Origin of the sequence: Tritonibacter scottomollicae (genome assembly GCF_003003215.1) — a bacterium.
Lineage (GTDB): Bacteria > Pseudomonadota > Alphaproteobacteria > Rhodobacterales > Rhodobacteraceae > Epibacterium > Epibacterium scottomollicae.
The window spans coordinates 244,832-264,856 of sequence record NZ_PVUF01000004.1; the positions used below are offsets into that span (position 1 = coordinate 244,832).

At 61.4% G+C, this 20,025-nt stretch carries 14 protein-coding genes; 9 read left to right on the forward strand and 5 right to left on the reverse strand.

Translation table 11 applies throughout. The features are described from left to right. The first annotated feature begins 151 nt into the window (after positions 1-151). Together CLV89_RS09125 and CLV89_RS09130 are read left to right on the forward strand one after the other, a co-directional pair. Positions 152-2,281 (forward strand): malate synthase G, encoded by a 2,130-nt coding sequence (locus CLV89_RS09125; RefSeq protein WP_106163342.1) that lies wholly within the window; start codon positions 152-154, stop codon positions 2,279-2,281. 356 nt (positions 2,282-2,637) lie between these two features. Further along, positions 2,638-3,417, forward strand: coding sequence for a gamma-glutamyl-gamma-aminobutyrate hydrolase family protein (locus CLV89_RS09130; RefSeq protein ID WP_207796909.1), 780 nt, complete (start codon positions 2,638-2,640; stop codon positions 3,415-3,417). 145 nt (positions 3,418-3,562) lie between these two features. Here CLV89_RS09130 and CLV89_RS09135 read toward each other — a convergent pair whose 3' ends face one another. Further along, positions 3,563-4,315, reverse strand: a complete 753-nt coding sequence (locus CLV89_RS09135; protein ID WP_106163343.1) for an SDR family NAD(P)-dependent oxidoreductase — start codon at positions 4,313-4,315, stop codon at positions 3,563-3,565. Between the two features lie 381 nt (positions 4,316-4,696). On the opposite strand from CLV89_RS09135, the gene CLV89_RS09140 reads away from it, so the two are divergent. The 3 genes from CLV89_RS09140 to CLV89_RS09150 all read left to right on the forward strand — a co-directional run bounded on the left by CLV89_RS09140 (position 4,697) and on the right by CLV89_RS09150 (position 9,368). Next, a complete protein-coding gene (locus tag CLV89_RS09140) occupies positions 4,697-6,271 on the forward strand; it encodes a Re/Si-specific NAD(P)(+) transhydrogenase subunit alpha (RefSeq protein WP_106163344.1) in 1,575 nt (524 codons plus the stop codon). 13 nt (positions 6,272-6,284) lie between these two features. After that, positions 6,285-7,718 (forward strand): NAD(P)(+) transhydrogenase (Re/Si-specific) subunit beta, encoded by a 1,434-nt coding sequence (locus CLV89_RS09145; protein WP_106163345.1) that lies wholly within the window; start codon positions 6,285-6,287, stop codon positions 7,716-7,718. Between the two features lie 369 nt (positions 7,719-8,087). Next, positions 8,088-9,368, forward strand: a complete 1,281-nt coding sequence (locus CLV89_RS09150) for a DUF3422 family protein (RefSeq protein WP_106163346.1) — start codon at positions 8,088-8,090, stop codon at positions 9,366-9,368. 170 nt (positions 9,369-9,538) lie between these two features. Here CLV89_RS09150 and CLV89_RS09155 read toward each other — a convergent pair whose 3' ends face one another. The 3 genes from CLV89_RS09155 to CLV89_RS09165 form a co-directional block, all read right to left on the reverse strand. Beyond that, positions 9,539-10,531, reverse strand: coding sequence for an ABC transporter permease (locus CLV89_RS09155; RefSeq protein WP_106163347.1), 993 nt, complete (start codon positions 10,529-10,531; stop codon positions 9,539-9,541). Further along, positions 10,524-11,531, reverse strand: a complete 1,008-nt coding sequence (locus CLV89_RS09160) for an ABC transporter permease (RefSeq protein WP_106163348.1) — start codon at positions 11,529-11,531, stop codon at positions 10,524-10,526. The genes CLV89_RS09155 and CLV89_RS09160 overlap by 8 nt, the downstream gene beginning before the upstream one ends. A gap of 198 nt (positions 11,532-11,729) precedes the next feature. Further along, positions 11,730-13,427, reverse strand: coding sequence for a peptide ABC transporter substrate-binding protein (locus CLV89_RS09165; RefSeq protein WP_106163349.1), 1,698 nt, complete (start codon positions 13,425-13,427; stop codon positions 11,730-11,732). Between the two features lie 357 nt (positions 13,428-13,784). Between CLV89_RS09165 and CLV89_RS09170 the strand changes: the two genes are divergently transcribed. The 4 genes from CLV89_RS09170 to CLV89_RS09185 all read left to right on the forward strand — a co-directional run bounded on the left by CLV89_RS09170 (position 13,785) and on the right by CLV89_RS09185 (position 19,396). Next, the gene (locus CLV89_RS09170; RefSeq protein ID WP_106163350.1) at positions 13,785-15,605 is read left to right on the forward strand and encodes an ABC transporter ATP-binding protein; all 1,821 of its coding nucleotides are present in this window, start codon (positions 13,785-13,787) and stop codon (positions 15,603-15,605) included. A gap of 3 nt (positions 15,606-15,608) precedes the next feature. Further along, positions 15,609-16,775 carry an acetylornithine deacetylase gene (argE, locus tag CLV89_RS09175; RefSeq protein WP_106163351.1) on the forward strand — a complete coding sequence of 389 codons (1,167 nt, stop codon included), beginning with the start codon at positions 15,609-15,611 and terminating at the stop codon, positions 16,773-16,775. 204 nt (positions 16,776-16,979) lie between these two features. Next, a complete protein-coding gene (locus CLV89_RS09180) occupies positions 16,980-18,146 on the forward strand; it encodes a M20 aminoacylase family protein (RefSeq protein ID WP_106163352.1) in 1,167 nt (388 codons plus the stop codon). Between the two features lie 86 nt (positions 18,147-18,232). Further along, positions 18,233-19,396 carry a M20 aminoacylase family protein gene (locus CLV89_RS09185; protein WP_106163353.1) on the forward strand — a complete coding sequence of 388 codons (1,164 nt, stop codon included), beginning with the start codon at positions 18,233-18,235 and terminating at the stop codon, positions 19,394-19,396. A 110-nt stretch (positions 19,397-19,506) separates the two neighbouring features. Here CLV89_RS09185 and CLV89_RS09190 read toward each other — a convergent pair whose 3' ends face one another. Further along, positions 19,507-19,890 (reverse strand): hypothetical protein, encoded by a 384-nt coding sequence (locus CLV89_RS09190; RefSeq protein WP_106163354.1) that lies wholly within the window; start codon positions 19,888-19,890, stop codon positions 19,507-19,509. Between the last annotated feature and the right edge of the window lie 135 nt (positions 19,891-20,025).

The following is a 20,025-nucleotide window of genomic DNA, read 5'->3' on the forward strand; positions in this document are numbered from 1 at the left end:
CTCGTCCCTCGGTGGTTGCTGGAAATTTTGAGCACTTTCTTGGAAAACAAGAAGATGCGTTTGCATTTCCAGTTTGCCGGTTTTGTTGCCGATGCGAAACTTTTCCCGTATCACACGGCATGCAATCGTGTACCGCCAAGAGGGGTGAACTATGAGCCGGATCGAACGGAATGGACTTCAGGTGGCCTCCACACTGGCGGCCTTTGTCGAAGAAAGCGCCCTTCCGGGCACAGGGATCAGCGCCGACGCGTTCTGGGACGGGCTGTCCGGTCTGGTGAACGGAATGGGCGACGAGAACCGCGCACTTCTGGCCAAACGTGAGTCCATTCAGGGTCAGATTGACGCCTGGCATCTTGAGCGGCGCGGTCAGCCCCATGACGCTGCTGCCTACAAGAGTTTTCTCGAAGAGATCGGCTATCTGGTACCTGAGGGCGCGGATTTTGAGGTGGAGACCACCGATGTCGATCCCGAGATCGCGCATATTCCCGGCCCTCAACTGGTGGTGCCGATCACCAATGCGCGCTTTGCGCTGAACGCGGCGAATGCCCGTTGGGGCAGCCTCTACGATGCGCTCTATGGCACTGATGCCATGGGCGATCTGCCGACCGGCAAAGGCTATGACGCCGCGCGCGGTGCACGGGTGATTGCCTGGGGGCGCAGCTTCTTGGATGAGATTTTCCCGCTGGCCGAGGGATCGTGGAGTGACGTGGCCGCGCTGGCGGTCAAAGACGGACAGTTGGTGCCTGGACTGCAAGACGCTGCAAAATTCGCCGGCTTTGCTGGCGACGCGGCTACACCCTCACGTGTTTTCTTGAAAAACAATGGCTTGCACCTGATCCTTGAAGTGGACCGCTCCGGCAATATCGGCGCTGTGGACACTGCTGGGATCAATGACATCACGCTTGAGTCGGCGCTGTCCACGATCATGGACTGCGAAGATTCCGTGGCCTGTGTTGATGCCGAAGACAAGGTGACGGCCTATGCCAACTGGCTTGGCCTGATGAGACGTGACCTGGCCGAAGAGGTCTCCAAGGGCGGCAAGAGCTTTACCCGCGTGCTGAACGGCGATGTGGACTACACAACCCCCGCAGGCGAGGCGGCATCCCTGAAGGGGCGCTCGCTCCTGCTGGTGCGCAACGTGGGCCACCTCATGACCAACCCGGCGGTGCTGGACAGCGAGGGCCGCGAGGCGGGCGAGGGGTTCCTTGACGCCATGATCACCGTGCTGATCGCGATGCACGACCTGAAAGCAGAGGGCGGCAACTCGCTGCATGGCTCTGTCTATGTGGTCAAGCCGAAGATGCACGGGCCGGAGGAAGTCGCCTTTGCGGTGAAGATCTTTGATCATGTCGAGGACGCGCTGGACCTGCCGCGCAACACCGTCAAGATCGGCATCATGGACGAGGAGCGCCGCACCTCGGTGAACCTCAAGGAATGTATCCGCGCCGCAAAATCGCGTGTGGCCTTTATCAACACCGGGTTCCTTGACCGCACGGGGGATGAGATTCACACTTCGATGGAGGCCGGCCCGATGCTCATGAAGGGTGAGATGAAGGGCACCGCCTGGATCGCCTCCTACGAGGATCGCAATGTCGATATCGGGCTGGCCTGTGGTCTCAAGGGGCGCGCGCAGATCGGCAAGGGCATGTGGGCCATGCCGGATCGTATGGGCGAGATGCTGGAGGCGAAAGTCGGCCATCCGCAGTCCGGTGCGACCTGCGCCTGGGTGCCATCGCCCACCGCCGCGACCCTGCACGCAACCCACTACCACCGTGTCGATGTGCATGCCCGTCAGGACGCGCTGAAGGCGGCGGGCGCCCGTGGGACGCTGGCTGATCTGCTGACCATTCCAGTCATGGACGGCCAGAACCTGTCAGATATCGAGATCGCGCGCGAAATCGAGAACAATGCGCAAGGCATCCTCGGCTATGTCGTGCGCTGGGTCGATCAGGGCGTTGGCTGCTCCAAGGTGCCGGACATCAACGACGTGGGCCTGATGGAAGACCGCGCCACCTGCCGGATCTCCAGCCAGGCGCTGGCAAACTGGCTGCACCATGGCGTTGTGTCCGAGGAACAGGTGATGGCTGCGATGCAGAAGATGGCCGCCGTGGTTGACGGGCAGAACGCGTCTGATCCGACCTACCACGCGATGTCGCCGGGGTTCGACGGTGTCGCGTTTCAGGCCGCCTGTGATCTGGTGTTCAAAGGTCGTGTGCAGCCCTCAGGCTATACCGAACCAGTGCTGCATGCGCGGCGTCTGGAGTTGAAAGCAAAAGGCTAAGTCGCCTGCTTGATTGATTTTGAATGTCCGGTTGAGCCGTATGGCTGACCTGAACAGAAAGCCGGGGGCGCACCCCGGCTTTTCTTTTGGGGACGCGCGCGCCGCTCTCTCGGTGCTATCTGTCGTCGCGTATCTTTCATGCAAAGGTGTGCCGACTGAGTGTGTCCGATTTATCAACGATTTGCGTACACCATGCGCGTAGCGCGCGCAGAATACGTCAGCGAAGACGCAGATGCGGTCATGTGCGTCAGTGAACAGAGCTTTGCGCCATTGGCGGACTTGCGCTAAAATCGAAAGGCGCTTTAGGGTGATGTGCAGCGTCTGATCTCATGAACAAACCTGAACTGGAGACCTCTATCGTGCGCCCCACAGTCGGCATTATCGGCAATTCCTACCTGATGAATGATCAATATCCGACCCATGCGGGAGGGACGATGAACTCGGATGCGGTGGCCAATGTTTCTGGCTGTCTGCCGCTGCTGATCCCGACCGATCCGCGCTACGTGAGCGTTGAGGAGCTTCTGGAGAGTTTTGACGGTTTCCTGCTCACCGGTGGGCGCCCCAACGTGCACCCGGAGGAATACGGCGAGGATCCGACGGAGGCGCATGGGGATTTCGATCGGGCGCGGGATGCGATTACGCTGCCGCTGGTGCGGGCCTGCGTGGAGCGCGGTCAGCCGTTTCTAGGGATCTGTCGCGGTTTTCAGGAGGTGAATGTTGCGCTTGGCGGGACGCTCTATCCGGAAATTCGTGATTTGCCGGGGCGGTCCAACCACCGGATGCCCCCCGATGGCACCATCGAAGAGAAATTCGCACTGCGCCATCCGGTGACGCTGACCGAGGGCGGCCTGTTCCACCAGCTGTTCGGTGCGACCGAAGTGATGACCAATACGTTGCATGGGCAGGGCATCAAGACGGCTGGCGCGCGTATCGTCATCGACGGTCAGGCGCAGGACGGCACGCCGGAGGCGATTTACGTCAAGGACGCGCCGGGGTTCACGCTCGCGGTGCAATGGCACCCGGAGTATCGCGCTGGCGAAGACCCGGTGTCGAGGCCGCTGTTCGAGGCCTTTGGCACCGCAGCGCGATCCTGGCTGGCGGGGGTGAGACCGGCCCCCCTGCAGCTCTCGGCCTGAAGCCGCCGGGGTTGGCAGCGAGGCTCTGCCTCGCGCTCCGAGATATTTTTGAAAAGATGAAAACAGGGCCGTGCGCTCTGCGTCTGGCCCGGGAAGAACTTCAGGATCAGGGGGTGAGGCCCAATCTCCGATGCGCTGGCGCAACTTAGATCTGTCCGCCGGCGATCTCGATGGCCTGGCCGCTGACCGACTCCGACCCTGGCCCACAGAGCCATAGGGCGGCGGCGGCGACCTCTTCCGGGGCGATCAGTCGTTTGTGGCGGTTCGACTTCACCATCATCTGCAGCGCCGCGTCGGGGTCTATCCCGGCACGGTCGGCGATGGAGGCGGTATTGCGCGCCACGATCGGGGTGTCGACATATCCCGGGCAGAGGGCGTTGAAGGTGAACGGTGTGCCAAGGTAATCCTCGCTCAGCGACCGGGTCAGACCGATCAGCCCGTGTTTGCTGGCGCTGTAGCAGGGCGCGCCCTTCAGCCCCCGGACCCCGGCGATGGAGGAAATGGTGAGCACACGTCCCCAATCCGTCTGGTGCATCGATTTCATGCATTCGCGAATGGTCAGAAAGGCGCCGTCCAGATTGGTGGCCATCATGTCGCGCCAGAACTGCAGGCTCATTTTGTGCAACGCCTTGCCTTCGGCCACGCCGGCATTGGCGACGCAGATCTGGATCGGCCCGCGCGCCGCGACCGCAGCGGCCACCCGGGTGCGCACATCCTCTTCGTCGCGTACATCCATCGTCATTGCGTGCAGCCCTGCGGTGGCGACCTCCTCGAGCACCTGTTGGCGCCGTCCGGTGATGGTGACCTGCGCGCCTTCGGCGGCGAGCGCCCGCGCAATGGCAAGACCGATCCCGGTGCCGCCGCCGGTGACAAGCGCGTGTTTTCCAGAAATGCTCATGACGAAGTCCTCCCTTGATGACTGAGCCTATCCCGAGCCTGCGCCAGGGCAAGCACGCCGTCCCGTCATAATGTTGTGCCGGATTGGACAATCTGGCAGTTTGCGGGGTGAAATTGGCGCGAACAGAGGTTGAATTGTCGCAATGGGCGAGAATTCTGAGGAGGATGCTTTTCATTCTCGCGCACATCTGTTGCTTTGAGCGCGAGCGTCCGGTGTCCAGTGACTGGTAGGTTCCATGCAAGACGCGGAACTGCCTGATATCCCATGGACTTGCCGCGACGCAGCGAAAAGCTTGCGCAATAATATTGCGCCGTGTATGTAGGGTATTTGCGAAACGTGCGCAGCCGGTCGAGGTGATCGGTGCAGACAGGGGGAAGACTGGTGAAAATAGGCACACCAAAAGAGATAGCTGAGGGCGAGGCACGCGTTGCAATGACGCCTGCGTCGGCTCTGGATCTTCAGAAACTGGGGTTTGAATGCTGTATCGAGGCCGGGGCCGGACAGGCGGCGGGCTTTACCGATGCAGCCTATTCCGAGGCTGGCGTTGAGGTGGTCAAGACCGCCGCCGCGCTGTGGAAAACAGCCGACATCATCGCCAAGGTGCGGCAGCCAAACGAGACCGAGCTGAAGCGATTGACCAAGGCAAAAACGCTGATCTCCTTCTTCAACCCGGGCGGCAATAAGGATGGGCTTGAGCTGGCCAAATCCAAGGGCGCCACGGTGATCGCCATGGAAATGGTGCCGCGGATCTCCCGCGCGCAGAAGATGGACGCGTTGAGTTCGATGGCGAATATCGCCGGCTATCGCGCGGTGATCGAGGCAGGCAACAACTTTGATCGCTTCTTCACTGGCCAGATTACCGCGGCGGGCAAGGTGCCCCCGGCCAAGGTGCTGGTGGTGGGCGCGGGCGTGGCGGGGCTGGCTGCCATCGGCACGTCCACCAGCCTCGGCGCTGTGACCTATGCCTTTGACGTGCGCCCCGAAGTGGCGGAGCAGGTCGAGTCCATGGGCGCGGAATTTGTCTACCTCGATTTCGAGGAAGAACAGCAGGATGGCGCGGCCACCGGCGGCTACGCCGCTGTGTCGAGCCCGGAGTTCCGCGAGGCCCAGCTGGCCAAGTTCCGTGAGCTGGCACCTGAGGTCGATATCGTCATCACCACCGCGCTGATCCCTAACCGCGAGGCGCCCAAGCTGTGGCTGGCCGATATGGTCGCCGCGATGAAGCGTGGCTCGGTCATTGTGGACCTTGCGGCAGAGCGCGGCGGCAATGTCGAGGGCACCGTTCGGGATGAGAAGATCATCACCGACAATGGTGTGACCATCGTCGGCTACACCGATTTCCCCAGCCGGATGGCGAGCCAGTCCTCCAGCCTCTATGCCACCAACATCCGCCACATGATGACCGACCTGACGCCTGAAAAGGACGGCCAGGTGGTGCATGACATGGAGGATGACGTGATCCGTGGCTCCACCGTGACCCACGCGGGCGAGATCACCTTCCCGCCGCCGCCGCCAAAGGTGCAGGCGATCGCGGCGCAGAAGAAACCCGAGCCGCCCAAAGAGCTGACGGCAGAGGAAAAACGCGCTCAGGAAGTCGCTGCCTTCAAGCAGCAGACCAAGAACCAGGTCACCCTTCTGGCGGTGGGCGCAGCCCTGCTGCTCGGCGTTGGTCTGGTGGCCCCTGCGAGCTTCATGCAGCACTTCATCGTCTTTGTGCTGGCGGTCTTTGTCGGCTTCCAGGTGATCTGGAACGTCTCGCACTCCCTGCACACGCCTTTGATGGCTGTCACAAATGCGATCTCCTCGATCATCATCCTGGGCGCGCTGATGCAGATCGGCTCTGGCTCCTGGCTGGTGATTTTCCTTGCGGCGCTTAGCGTCTTTATGGCCGGAATTAACATCTTCGGCGGCTTCCTCGTGACACGGCGCATGCTCGCCATGTTCCAGAAATCCTGAAGGAGGAGAGATCATGGACTATGGATTCACGACGGCGGCCTATGTGGTCGCGGCGGTTCTCTTTATCCTCAGCCTCGGCGGTCTGTCGGGACAGGAAAGCGCCAAGCGCGCGGTCTGGTACGGCATTGCCGGCATGGGGCTGGCGGTCTTTGCAACCCTGATTGGGCCGGGCTCCGGCCTTTGGTTCCTGTCGTTGGTGCTGATCGGTGCCGGCGGTGTGATCGGCTATATGCTGGCCTCGAAGGTCGAAATGACCCAGATGCCGGAGCTGGTGGCAGGCATGCATGCGCTGGTCGGTCTGGCCGCCGTTCTGGTGGGCTTCAACGCCCATATCGAGCTGGGCCGGGTGCTGGCGATGGACGAAGGCACGCGCAAGACGTTGGAAGGCTTTGCCGCGCTGTTGGCCAAGAAAGACAGCGTCGAGATCAACATCCTGCGGGTCGAGGTCTTCCTCGGCGTGTTCATCGGCGCGGTGACATTCACCGGCTCGGTGATCGCCTATGGCAAGCTGTCGGGCAAGGTGTCGTCGAAGGCGGAGAAGCTGCCGGGCGGGCATATGCTGAACCTCGGCGCTGCGGTGCTGTCGCTCCTGTGCCTGTTCTGGTATCTCGGCTCCGGTGGTTTTGTGCCGCTGGCCCTGATGACGCTGGCCGCATTGTTCATCGGCTATCACCTGATCATGGGCATCGGCGGCGCCGACATGCCGGTGGTGGTTTCCATGCTGAACAGCTACTCTGGCTGGGCGGCGGCGGCGATCGGCTTCTCCTTGGGCAATGACCTCCTGATCGTGGTCGGCGCACTGGTGGGCTCGTCTGGCGCGATCCTCAGCTACATCATGTGCAAGGCGATGAACCGGTCGTTCGTGTCGGTGATCCTGGGCGGCTTTGGCGGCACCACGGGCCCTGCAATGGAGGTCGAGGGCGAGCAGGTGGCGATCGACGCCGACGGTGTTGCCACGGCGCTGGACGAGGCCGACAGCATCGTGATCATCCCCGGCTACGGCATGGCGGTGGCGCAGGCGCAGCAGAATGTGGCGGAACTCACCCGTCGCCTGCGCGCCAAGGGCAAAAACGTGCGCTTTGCGATCCACCCGGTGGCGGGCCGTCTGCCGGGGCATATGAACGTGCTCTTGGCCGAGGCGAAAGTTCCTTACGACATCGTGCTGGAGATGGACGAGATCAACGACGACTTCCCGGAGACGGATGTGGCCATCGTGATCGGTTCCAACGACATCGTGAACCCGGCCGCACAAGAAGACCCCAACTCTCCGATCGCCGGCATGCCGGTGCTGGAGTGCTGGAAGGCGAAACAGGTGTTTGTCTCCAAACGCGGTCAGGGCACCGGATATTCCGGCATCGAGAACCCGCTGTTCTTCAAGGACAACACCCGCATGTTCTACGGTGACGCAAAACAGTCACTCAGCACGCTGCTCAACCTGATCAGCTGATCGCGACCAGCTACAAGAGAACAGAGGGCGCCCCGTTTGGAGCGCCCTTTTTGCTTTCACCTTTTCCATAAATATCTCGGGGAGGCCCGCTCAGGGCCGGGGGCAGCGCCCCCAGCTCCCTTCGCAGAAGAGACCGCCCCCATCACAACACGCGCCAGAGCATTTATGCGGATCTTCGAAAGGCGGGGCCGCTTGATGGCCGTCTGGTCGCCGCAACCAACGATCTCAATGCCGCAAACGATGTGTTCGGGGCAAAAATGTGCTGTTCTGTATACCGTTGCATCCCGCTAACATATTGATTGGGAAGTAAAACTTTACAACACACGCCCGCTTTGGCTAGGATCTGGCAACTCATGCCGGAAGGGTGCCATGGCCGCGATAGAAGATCATCCCCTGCGCTATCAGCTTGTCAACGAGCTGCACGCGCGACCGTTTCCCACCATTGGGGTGCCCGCCACCGTGGCCTATCTGGCGGTGAAACAGCCCAAGGAGGCAGTGCATCGGGACCGGATGGCAGACCTTCAACACCTGAAGGATCTGCTGGATCGCCATGGCGCGCCGCATCCGCAGCCGGGCGCCACACACCACACCGCGCAGCTGGGCCGCCACACCTTGAAGTGGGAGCAGCACACCGAATTTGTCTCCTACACGCTGCATGGCGATGGGGTCAGCGACCGTGTCTTTGATCCGCAGGATTTTGAGCTGTTCCCTCCGGACTGGCTGGCGCAGGCGCCGGGACAGCGCGTGACCTCGGCGCTGATCCGCATCGTGCCGCGACCGGCGCAGGAGCAGATCAAGGACAAGGTGCGCAGCTGGTTTGTGCCCGAAAGTCTCGCCATGGCCTCGGTTCTGGATGACAATGCGATGGTGGCGGGCGATTTCCGCATCGACCCGGCCGGGCATGTGCGCTTTGCGCTTTTTGTCAACGAGGACACCGGCCCGCAGCGGGTGGGACGGGTGGTGCAGCGGCTTTGTGAGATCGAGACCTATCGCGCGATGTCGATGCTCGGGTTCTCGCGGGCGCGGGGCCTGACGCCGACCATCAGCGCCATGGATGCCTCCCTGTCCGAGATGATGGGTGAGATGACCCGCGGCCACGTGCCGGCGGAGCAGACGCTGACACAGCTTCTGACGATCTCGGCAGAGCTGGAGGCAATGGCGGCGCAATCGGCGTTCCGGTTTGGAGCCACTGGCGCCTATGAAGCGCTGGTGAACCAGCGCATCGCCCTGTTGCGGGAAGAGCGGTTCGAGGGCTTCCAGACCATGGCGGAGTTCATGCTGCGCCGGTTCGAACCTGCGATGCGCACGGTGCAATCCACCGAGAAACGGCTGGCGGTGCTGGCGGACAGGGCGCGGCGCGCAGGGGAGCTGCTGCGGACACGGGTGGATGTGGAACGCTCGGCACAGAACCAGGAATTGTTGGAGAGTATGGACCGGCGTGCGGATCTGCAGTTGCGGCTGCAACACACGGTCGAGGGGCTCTCGGTGGTGGCGATCAGCTATTACGCGGTGTCGCTGGCGGCCTATGCGCTCTATCCGCTGGGCAAGGCGCTGGACCTCAGCAAGGGGATGCTGACGGCGATCATCACGCCTGTGGTGATCGGGGCGGTGTTCCTGGCGGTGCGGCGCATCCGCAAGAGCCTGCATTGATAGGCGGGGGCGTGGAGAACCAATAGAACAGCCTTGTTCGGGCGAGAGGCCGGACAGCGCCCGACCCTCCCCCCGGGAGGGCGCTTTGCACCCAGCCAGGCTCGGGCGCTGCGCTCTCAAATCAAAAAAGGCCGCCTCATCGGGCGGCCTTTTCTACTTGAGTTGCTGCCTCAGCGGCCCCGGATGCGCGGATCCAGCGCGTCGCGCAGGCCGTCCCCGAGGTAGTTCACCGACAGCACCGTCAGCGAGATCAGGATACCGGGCCAGAGCACGCGCTCCGGGAACAGGGTCATCCGGTCCACGGCGTCATTCAGCAGGCGGCCCCAGGTCGGGAAGTCCGGCGGGAAGCCAAAGCCGAGGAACGACAGCGCCGACTCGGTGATGATCGCGGTCGCAATCCCGAGGGTGGCCGACACCATGATGGGCGACAGCACGTTGGGCAGGATGTGGCGCGAGATGATGTTGCTTGGCTTGGTGCCGATGGAGCGTGCCGCGAGCACGAACTCGCGTTCCTTGATCGCCAGCACATCACCGCGCACGATCCGCGCGGTCGGCATCCAGGAGGTGATCCCGATCAGGCAGACGATAAGCACGAATATGCCGCCTTCTGGCCCGATGGACTGCGACAGCGACTCGCGAAACAAGACCGCCGCCACCAGGATCATCGGCAGGAGGGGCAGGGCCAGGAACAGGTCGGTCAACCGCATCAGGAGACCGTCGAGCTTTTTGAAGTAGCCCGCAATCACACCGATGAAGCTGCCGAGGATCAGTGCCAGGATCATCGCGGCCATACCGACCGCGAGGGATACCCGCCCCCCGAACATCAGCCGCGCCAGCGTGTCACGACCAAGGTTGTCCGTGCCCAAAGGATAGGCCCAGTCCATCTTGGCCGAGGGATCCCACAGCACGTGATAGATCGGGCGCATGTCGCGCAGGGTGATGAAATCCCGGCCCGTGGGCACGAATTTCGCATCGTTCCAGTAAACGAACGGGCCGACAACGACGCCAAGCACGATGCCGAGGAACAGGCAGCCGCCGAACAGTGCGCCACGGTGGGATTTGAACTGGTCCCAGATGTCGCGCCATTGGCTGCGTGGTGGTTTGGACAGCTCGTCCTGCACGCTGGAATGCTGCAGGCTCTGGTCTTTTGCAGCGTCAGTCATAGCGGATCCTCGGGTCGAGAATGCCATAGAGCACATCGGCGATCAGGTTGAACAGCACGATGAGCACGGCAAAGATGAAGGTCAGGGTTTGCACCATGGGCAGGTCGTTGGCCTGAATGGCGCCGATCAGGAGCTGGCCGATGCCGTTCACCTTGAACACCTGTTCTGTGATAATGGCGCCGCCAAAGATCGACGGAACCCCCAGCGCGATCACGGTGACCACAGGGATCATCGAATTGCGCAGAACATGCACCATGACCACGACATATTCGCCCAGACCCTTGGCCCGCGCGGTGCGCACATAGTCCTGGTTGAGGTTGTCGAGCATCGAGGCGCGCATGAAGCGGCTGAGCTGTGCGGTGATCTGCAGCGCCAGCACCATCACCGGCATTACCATCTGCTGCAGCTGCTTCACGAAGGTCTCCCAGCTGGTGACCTCCAGCGTGGTGTCATAGATCGACGGGAACCAGCCCAGCTGGACCGAGAAGATCACGATCACCAGCACGCCTGAAAAGAACGGCGGCACGGAGAAGCCGACCATCGACACGAAGGTGCCGAGCTGGTCGAACCAGCTGTACTGGCGATAGGCCGAATAGATGCCGATCGGCAGCGCGATCAGGATCGCGACGATATAGGCGGTGCCAACGACCATCAGGGTCTGCGGCAGGCGCTGCACCACGATGTCCATCACCGGGGAACGGGTCTGCCAGGAGATCACGCGCAGATCGCCGGCGGAAAAGGACGTGCCGAAGATATGGTCGATCAGAACCTGGGGTTCGATCCAGAAGAACTGCACGATCCATTTCCAGAACCGGATATGGACGGGCTCGCCAAGGCCGAGGGCCAGGCGCATCTTCTCTTTCACTTCGGGGGGGACGGTCAGGGGAACCTGCGCCATGGGGTCGCCGGGGGCGAGCTCCAGCAGCAGGAAGATCACGAGACTGATAAACAGCAGAGTTGGTACTGCTATGATCAGCCGTCGGATGGTAAAAGTCAGCATCAGCCAGGCGCCTTTGCAAATGGGTTGTCGACAGGTCCGCGTTTGCCTTGCCCTTGCGGGGTGGGGATCGCGTGATGCCGGGCCTCTTAAGTCATGTCCGGCGTGACGACAATGCCGGGCGTCTCAGGAGAACGGTAACGCGAATACCAGCGGGCCCCGGCATGAAAACCGGGGCCCCTGTTGATCGCGGACGAACGTTTATTCGGTGCGGTACCAGTCAGCTGCGTTCCACAGCTCGCTGTCCCACACGTTCAGGTCGACACCACCCAGTGTGTTGGACACACCGGACAGACGGCCACGGTGAACAAGCGGGATCATACCGCCTTTTTCAAACACGATGGTGTTGAGCTTCTGACCGATTTCGATGCGTTTTGCGGCATCTGCGGTCTGGCTCAGCTCTGCATGCAGCGCATCGAACTCTTCATCGCAGAAGCGGGAGATGTTCTCACCCTGCCACTGGGATGCCGGTGTCGGTGCCTTGTCGCACAGACCGTTGCCGAAGTAGGACTGCGGGTCGGTGCCGTTGAAGGTGTTGGCATACATTTCAACGTCAGCATAGAACTTCTGGAAGGTGTCCGGGGAGCCCGGGTCGCCACCGAAGAAGACAGAGCCGTTGACGTTGCGCAGCTCGGTTTCAACACCGATCTGGTTCCACCACTGCTTGATCAGCGCCTGGAAGTCCTGACGTACGGCGTTGGTGGAGGTCTGGTAGAGGATCTCCAGCGGGACACCGTCCTTTTCACGGATGCCGTCACCGTCGGTGTCGACGATACCAGCCTGATCGAGCAGGGCATTTGCACCCTCGATGTCCTGGACGTCACAGCCTTCGGGGTTGATGCCATAGGCTTCCGGTGCCGGAACCCAGGAACAGGACACGCGGCCGGCTTTGCCGTAGCCGATCTCGACCAGCAGCTCGCGGTCGATCGCCATGGACAGCGCCTTGTAGACGGCCGGGTCAGACAGGAACGGGTGCGGACGGATCACAGAACGCTCTTCCGGGCCGAGCTCGGGCGATGGGTTGGTGTTGTTGAGCATGATACGCTCAAGCAGCGGACCAAAGCCTGCAACGGCCTTGCCTTTGCCGCCAGCTTCCATCTGCGCGATGACATCGGGTGCCAGCTGCAGGTTCCATGCGTAGTCAAACTCGCCGGTTTCCATCACCGCACGGCCTGCCGCAGTCGCGTCGCCGCCACCTTTCAGCAGAACTTTTGCGAAGGCGGGTTTCGCCGGGTCGCGGTAGTTCGGGTTTGCCGACAGGGTGATCACGTCGTTGGGCTTGAACTCATCCACAACAAACGGGCCGGTGCCGATCGGGTTGAAGTTCGCTTCGGTACACTCGGGCGCTTTGGCACCGAGGCATTCGCCGAACTGTGCGGCCTGAATGATCGGGCTCTCACCGCCTACGAAGGGACCGTAGGGGTAGGGGGTCGCTTTTTCAAAGGACACCACAACGGTGTGATCGTCCGGGGTTTCAACACCGGTCACGCCTTCGAATTTGGTAACCTGCGCGCAGCCGCCTTCGGGGTGGGTGCAATACTCGTAGGTGAATTTAACGTCGGCAGCCGTCAGATCGGTGCCGTCGGACCACTTGATGCCGGGCTTCAGCTTCCAGGTGATCTGGGTCAGGTCTTCGCTGACGCCACCGTTGTCGACTGTCGGGATTTCCTCGACCAGCCACGGAACCATCTCGCCGGAGGCGTTGAACCGCGCCAGCGGCTCGATCACGAGCGATGCGGCTTCCACGTCCTTGGTGCCGCCGGACAGGAACGGGGTCATGATGGACGGGGCTTGCCAATAGATGATGTTGACCTGACCGTCCGAGCCACGCTCGGCAAAGGCAGCGGGCGCAAATGCGGCAGAGGCCACAGCACCCAGCAATAGGGTTTTCAATGTCATTACACTCTCCTTGTCGGAACCGACATAGTGTTTTTGTTGTAAAGGCAGCGCCTGTTTGAATGGCACAACCCGTGACCGCAAGCGCGGCCAGAAAATTGCGTCCACCTAGGACGTTAGGATGTCACGAAGATCCGCAAGCTGGTGCTGCGGATGAGCGGGTCCGTTGTGTCGGACCTGTTTTCTTAACCCCCTGTCGCCTTTGGCGTTCACTGTCGATATCGAACACAGAGTTTTGATAAAATGCAAGACCTGGCCGTCAGGAAAACGATCCGGGGTTTGACGGTCCGCGCCGCATAGGCTTAGATCGCCGCCAAACAGGCACCGCCAAGGTGCCGTCAAAATAGACAGGATGAACGGATGCTCGACCACCCCATTGCACAGATCAAAGGCCTGCGGGTTGAATTCGAAACAAAGGACGGGCCGGTTGTCGGTGTTGAGAATGTTTCGTTTGACATCGCCTCTGGTGAAACTTTGTGCATCGTGGGTGAGTCCGGATCGGGTAAATCTGTCTCGTCGCTCTCTTTGATGCGTCTGGTGGAGTATGGTGGCGGCACCATCGCGGCGGGCGAATTGCTGTTTGATCCGGGCGATGACACGCCTGTGGATCTGGCCAAGGCCGAGGGTAATCTGATGCGCCAGATTCGCGGCAATCAGATCGGAATGATTTTTCAGGAACCGATGACGGCGCTCAATCCGGTGTTCACGGTGGGCCGCCAGTTGACCGAAGGCCTGCGAATCCACAAGGGGATGAGCAAAAAAGAGGCAGAGGCCCGCGCCATCGAGATTCTGCGCGAGGTGCGCATCCCCGAAGCCGAACGGCGCATGAAACAATACCCGCATGAACTCTCTGGCGGGATGCGCCAGCGCGTGGTGATCGCCATGGCAATGGCGTGCGAGCCACGCTTGCTGATCGCGGATGAGCCGACAACGGCGCTCGACGTGACCATTCAGGCCGAAATCCTCGCCCTGATGGACCGTTTGAAGCGTGAAACCGGCACTGCGGTGATGTTCATCACCCACGATATGGCGGTGGTGGCGCAGATGGCCGACCGCGTGGTCGTCATGTTCCGCGGCAACAAGGTCGAGGAGGGCACCGTCCACGAGATCTTTGAATCGCCCAAGGAAGACTACACCAAGGCGCTGCTGGCTGCGGTGCCGAAGCTGGGCGAGATGCGTGGCAAGGACTATCCCGAGCCGATGAAGCTGATGGGCGTTGAACAGCGCGAGATCGCGCCGATCAAGGGCACCGATGAGGTGTTGCTGAACGTCGAAAACCTGGTCACGCGCTTCCCGGTCAAGGGCGGGCTGCTGCGGCGCACGGTGGCGCAGGTGCATGCGGTCGAGGATGTGTCCTTCAAGGTGTTCAAGGGACAGACCCTGAGCCTGGTGGGCGAATCCGGCTGCGGCAAATCCACCTGCGGTCGCTCGATCCTGCGGTTGGTGGAGCCGAACTCCGGCAAGGTCGAGTTCGAGGGCCGTGATGTCATCGGGCTCAACCAGCATGATCTGCACAAGGCGCGCCTTGATATGCAGATGATTTTTCAGGACCCCTTTGCCTCGCTCAATCCGCAGATGCAGCTGATGGACCAGGTCGCCGAGCCGATGAGGAACTACAAGATCGCGTCGGGGTCGGAGATCCAGGACCGGGTGGCCGCGCTGTTTGACCGGGTGCATCTGCCGCGCAGCTTCATGCGCCGCTTCCCGCACGAGATGTCCGGCGGTCAGCGCCAGCGGATCGCCATTGCCCGCGCGCTGGCGCTCAATCCCAAGCTGATCGTCGCGGACGAGGCGGTCTCGGCGCTGGATGTCTCGGTGCAGGCGCAGGTGCTGAACTTGATGATGGAGCTGCAGGCGGATCTGGAGCTGTCCTTCCTCTTCATCAGCCACGACATGGCGGTGGTAGAGCGCGTCAGTCATCAGGTCGGTGTGATGTACCTTGGTCGTCTGGTGGAGATCGGACCGCGCGCCCGCGTGTTCGAGAACCCGGCCCATGCCTATACCCAGGCGCTGATGAAGGCGGTGCCGATCGCCGATCCCAACAAGCGCAAGACCGAGCAGGATCTGAATTTCAAACCGATCCCGTCGCCGATCCATGACATGAGCTACCAGCCGGAGCCCTCCGATTATGTCGAGATCGAGCCGGGCCATTTCGTGCTGATGACCGATTCCGGGTATTGAGGCATGGTCGACCGTCTGTCCCCGCTGGAGATCATGACGCGGCTGGTCTCCTTTCCAACTGTAAGCAGTGACACCAATCTGCCGCTCGTCGAGTGGACCGCAGGCTACCTCAGCTCTCACGGGATTGAACACTACATCTGGAACGACCCGGAACAGCCTGAAAAGGCTGGGCTATATGCGCATGTCGGTCCAAAAATCGACGGCGGCGTGCTGCTGTCGGGGCATACGGATGTGGTGCCGGTTGAGGGGCAGAACTGGACGTCTGATCCTTTTGTTGTGGTGGAACGGGACGGCAAGTATTTTGGCCGTGGCTGCGTCGACATGAAGGGCTTTGACGCGCTGGCGCTCTGGGCACTGGTCGAAGGGCACTATGCGGACCTGCAGCGTCCGCTCCAGCTTGCCTATACCTTTGACGAGGAAATCGGTTGCACCGGCGCGCCGCCGCTGATTGCTCAGATGCAGAAACATCTGCCCAAGGCGGAGGCCGTTGTTGTAGGCGAGCCGTCGATGCTGAAAGCCGTGACCGGTCACAAGGGCGCATTTGCCATGGCAACCCATGTGCGCGGGTTTGAGGTCCACAGCTCCCTGATGCATCAGGGCGTAAGCGCGGTGATGGAAGCCGCGCGCGTCATCGACTGGGCCAATCACCGCAACACCGAGAACCGTGCCAAGCCGCAGACCGAGGTGGCGGCGATGTTCACGCCGCCCTGGACGACGGTCCATGTCGGTAAGGTGTCTGGCGGCACGGCCCACAACATAACCGCAGGAGATTGCAATTTCTGGATGGATTTCCGGGCTGTTCCGGGCGAAAATCTTGAAGATTGGCAATCCCAGTATGAGGCGGAAATCACCCGTATCGAGGCGGAGATGCAGACCGTCAGCCCCCAGTCGGGTATCAGCATCGAGAAGGTCTTCAGTGTGCCGGGGCTTGTGCCGGAAACGGACGGTGCGGCGGAAACGCTGGTCCGCACACTCACCGGCGACAACGCGCGCCATGTGGTGAGTTACGGCACGGAGGCCGGTCACTATCAGGTTGCGGGCTATTCTGCTGTTGTCTGTGGCCCCGGTGATATTGCCCAGGCGCACCAGGCGGATGAGTTCATCACGGTGCAGCAGTTTGAGGCGGGCACCCAGTTCATGCGCGATCTGGTCAAGCGCCTCGCGGCCTGACACCGCTGCCTGACACTGTGGCCTGATACGCTGAATAAATCGAATGTTGTAAACCGTCCTTCGCGCCGGGATGACCTGCCGTGAAGGGCGCGGTTCAGCCTCCTGCTTTGAGGCGTGGCACCCTTTGGTTCAATTGTGCAACAAGCCTTGCCTTCTGATCCGCCTTGCGGCACTCATTTCGCTAACACGTTAAGGAGAGAGACCATGCCCGTCCGGAATCGCTTTGCCGAGTTGCTGCCCGAAATCACCGCGTGGCGTCATGATTTTCATGAAAATCCCGAGTTGATGTATGACGTTCATCGCACCGCAGGATTGGTGCAGGAACGGCTGACTGGTTTTGGCTGTGATGAGGTGGTGCCGGGCATTGGCAAGACCGGCGTGGTGGGGGTGATCAAGGGCAAGAGCACCGCCTCCGGCAAGGTCATCGCGCTCCGCGCCGACATGGACGCGTTGCCGATCCATGAGGAAACCGGGCTGGACTATGCCTCCAAGACACCTGGCAAGATGCACGCCTGTGGTCATGACGGCCACACCGCGATCCTGCTTGGTGCTGCAAAATACCTCTCTGAGACGCGCAATTTCGACGGCACCGTGGTGCTGTTGTTCCAACCTGCCGAGGAAGGCGGGGCCGGGGGCAAGGCCATGGTCGATGATGGCGTGATGGACCGCTGGGGCGTGCAGGAGGTCTACGGCCTGCACAATATGCCGGGCCTTCCTGTGGGCCATATCGCCACCCGTGTTGGTGGGCTCTTGGCCTCCTCAGATGAGTTCGAGATCGAAGTCACCGGCAAGGGCGGCCATGCTGCCGCGCCGCATGATGCCATCGACACCACACTGGTGGCCTCGCAGATCGTGGTCTCGCTGCACTCCATCGTGTCGCGCACCGTGAACCCGATCCACCGTGTGGTGCTGACGGTTGGCACGTTTGAGACCGACAGCACCGCCTCCAATGTGATCGCCCATCGTGCCAAGCTGAAGGGCACCGTGCGCACGTTGGATACGGAAAACCGCACATTGGCCGAAGACCGCGTGCGCCGCGTCGCGGAGGATACCGCGTCGGCCTTTGGGGCCACCGCGAAGGTCACATGGACGCCCGGCTACCCGGTGACAGAAAACACCGCCGAGGAAGTCGCTCACGCGGTCGAGGCTGCACATGCTGTCACCGACAGCGTTGACTCCGAAACCGCGCCCATCATGCCGTCCGAGGATTTCGCCTACATGCTAGAAGCCCGCCCCGGCGCCTATATCTTCCTCGGGAATGGCGACACTGCGATGTGCCACCACCCGGCCTATCAGTTCGACGACAGCGCCATCCCACTTGGCTGCAGCTGGTTTGTAGAGCTTTGCGAACGCCGGATGCCTGCAAGCTGATTATTTCGGGGTCTGACGTTCAGGCCCCCGGCGACCTGCCTCCCGTGCGCGGGTTGCCATATTTCGATAGACAAGGAGAAAGACCCATGCCCGTTAAGAACCGTTTTGCCGAACTGCAGGCAGAGATCACCACGTGGCGCCGTGATCTGCACGAAAACCCCGAGATCCTGTTTGAAACACATCGCACCAGCGCGCTGGTGGAGGAAAAGCTCAAGGAATTCGGCTGCGACGAGGTGGTCACGGGCATTGGCCGCACGGGCGTCGTGGGCGTTATCAAGGGCAAATCCGACACGGCGGGCAAGGTCATCGGTCTGCGTGCCGACATGGACGCGCTGCCCATCCACGAGGAAACCGGTCTGGACTATGCTTCCAAGACCGCCAATGCCATGCATGCCTGCGGTCATGATGGCCACACAGCGATGCTCTTGGGTGCGGCGAAATACCTCTCCGAGACCCGCAACTTTGACGGCACCGTGGTGGTGATCTTCCAGCCCGCAGAAGAAGGCGGCGGCGGCGGCAAGGAAATGTGCGACGATGGCATGATGGACCGCTGGGGCATCCAGGAGGTCTACGGCATGCACAACTGGCCGGGCCGTCCGGTGGGCAGCTTTGCCATTCGTCCGGGGGCCTTCTTTGCCGCGACCGACCAGTTCGACATCACCTTCACCGGTAAGGGCGGCCATGCCGCGAAACCGCATGAAACCATCGATTCCACCGTGATGGCGGCGCAGGCCGTGCTGGCGCTGCAAACCATCGCGGCGCGGAATGCCGACCCCGTGCATCAGATCGTGGTCTCCGTGACCGCGTTTGAGACCTCCTCCAAGGCCTTCAACGTGATCCCCGAGCGCGTGCAGATCAAAGGCACCGTGCGGACCATGGCGACCGAGATGCGCGATCTTGCCGAAAAGCGGATCAAGGAGATCTGCTCTGGCATCGCGGCCACCTTTGGCGGTGAGACGGATGTAACCTATTATCGTGGCTATCCGGTGATGGTGAACCACGAGGAGCAGACTGAGTTTGCTGCCAAAGTGGCGCGCGACATCTCCGGTCAGTGCGACGAGGCCCCGCTGGTCATGGGCGGTGAAGATTTTGCCTTCATGCTGGAAGAGCGCCCCGGTGCCTATATCCTCGTGGGCAATGGCGACACCGCGGCTGTGCACCACCCGAAATACAACTTCACCGACGAGGCGATCCCGGCTGGCTGCAGCTGGTGGGCTGAAATCGTCGAGCAGCGCATGCCCGCTGCTTGATCACGCACATTGGATCAAACACAAGAAAGGGGGCCAATCTGGCCCCCTTTCACATGGGAAACACTCCTGCCTTGCGCAGACAAAACACGTCTGCTCCATGACGGGGCAGGTTACTTGGTAAAGCTCTGGCCAATAATGGCACAGCGTTCAAAGCCGTCGGGCAGGCTTTCCTCGCACTGGCTCAAGGCTGCAACATCGGCAGCTTTCTGGTCACTGAATCCCCAGGATTGACCAGTTGGCAGCACGGCTGCGGGTTCGGCACAGTCGATTGTCGCGCTTGCAGGGTAGACCGGCACCGCATAGGATCCGTGGCCGTCGATTTTCGCGGCCCAGTCCACCATGGCTTCCTTCGCGCTGGTGCAGACGCTCGCGTCAACGCGCAGCATTCGCAGGTCCTTGTCGACCATTGGGTTTGCGGATTGAGCAAAGGCCGGGGCGGAAAGTGCGATTGCGGAGCCAAGGGTGATTACGGTGAGAGAAACCTTATTGAACATTTAAACCTCCTGCATCATGACGCGCATGACAGCTGTTACGTCTGTGTTGGCGCCTGACGCGCCGTCTGAGATGGTAACCTCCAACAGGAGAGAAAGTTCCGATAATTTTATAGACCCGGCACCCTTTGAATGCGG

Excerpts from the sequence above, each read along its gene's own strand:
- CLV89_RS09125 (WP_106163342.1), top strand. The coding sequence starts at position 152 with ATGAGCCGGATCGAACGGAATGGACTTCAGGTGGCCTCCACACTGGCG.
- CLV89_RS09135 (WP_106163343.1), bottom strand. The coding sequence starts at position 4,315 with ATGAGCATTTCTGGAAAACACGCGCTTGTCACCGGCGGCGGCACCGGG.
- CLV89_RS09145 (WP_106163345.1), top strand. The coding sequence starts at position 6,285 with ATGGACTATGGATTCACGACGGCGGCCTATGTGGTCGCGGCGGTTCTC.
- CLV89_RS09150 (WP_106163346.1), top strand. The coding sequence starts at position 8,088 with ATGGCCGCGATAGAAGATCATCCCCTGCGCTATCAGCTTGTCAACGAG.
- CLV89_RS09155 (WP_106163347.1), bottom strand. The coding sequence starts at position 10,531 with ATGACTGACGCTGCAAAAGACCAGAGCCTGCAGCATTCCAGCGTGCAG.
- CLV89_RS09160 (WP_106163348.1), bottom strand. The coding sequence starts at position 11,531 with ATGCTGACTTTTACCATCCGACGGCTGATCATAGCAGTACCAACTCTG.
- CLV89_RS09165 (WP_106163349.1), bottom strand. The coding sequence starts at position 13,427 with ATGACATTGAAAACCCTATTGCTGGGTGCTGTGGCCTCTGCCGCATTT.
- CLV89_RS09170 (WP_106163350.1), top strand. The coding sequence starts at position 13,785 with ATGCTCGACCACCCCATTGCACAGATCAAAGGCCTGCGGGTTGAATTC.
- argE (WP_106163351.1), top strand. The coding sequence starts at position 15,609 with ATGGTCGACCGTCTGTCCCCGCTGGAGATCATGACGCGGCTGGTCTCC.
- CLV89_RS09180 (WP_106163352.1), top strand. The coding sequence starts at position 16,980 with ATGCCCGTCCGGAATCGCTTTGCCGAGTTGCTGCCCGAAATCACCGCG.
- CLV89_RS09185 (WP_106163353.1), top strand. The coding sequence starts at position 18,233 with ATGCCCGTTAAGAACCGTTTTGCCGAACTGCAGGCAGAGATCACCACG.
- CLV89_RS09190 (WP_106163354.1), bottom strand. The coding sequence starts at position 19,890 with ATGTTCAATAAGGTTTCTCTCACCGTAATCACCCTTGGCTCCGCAATC.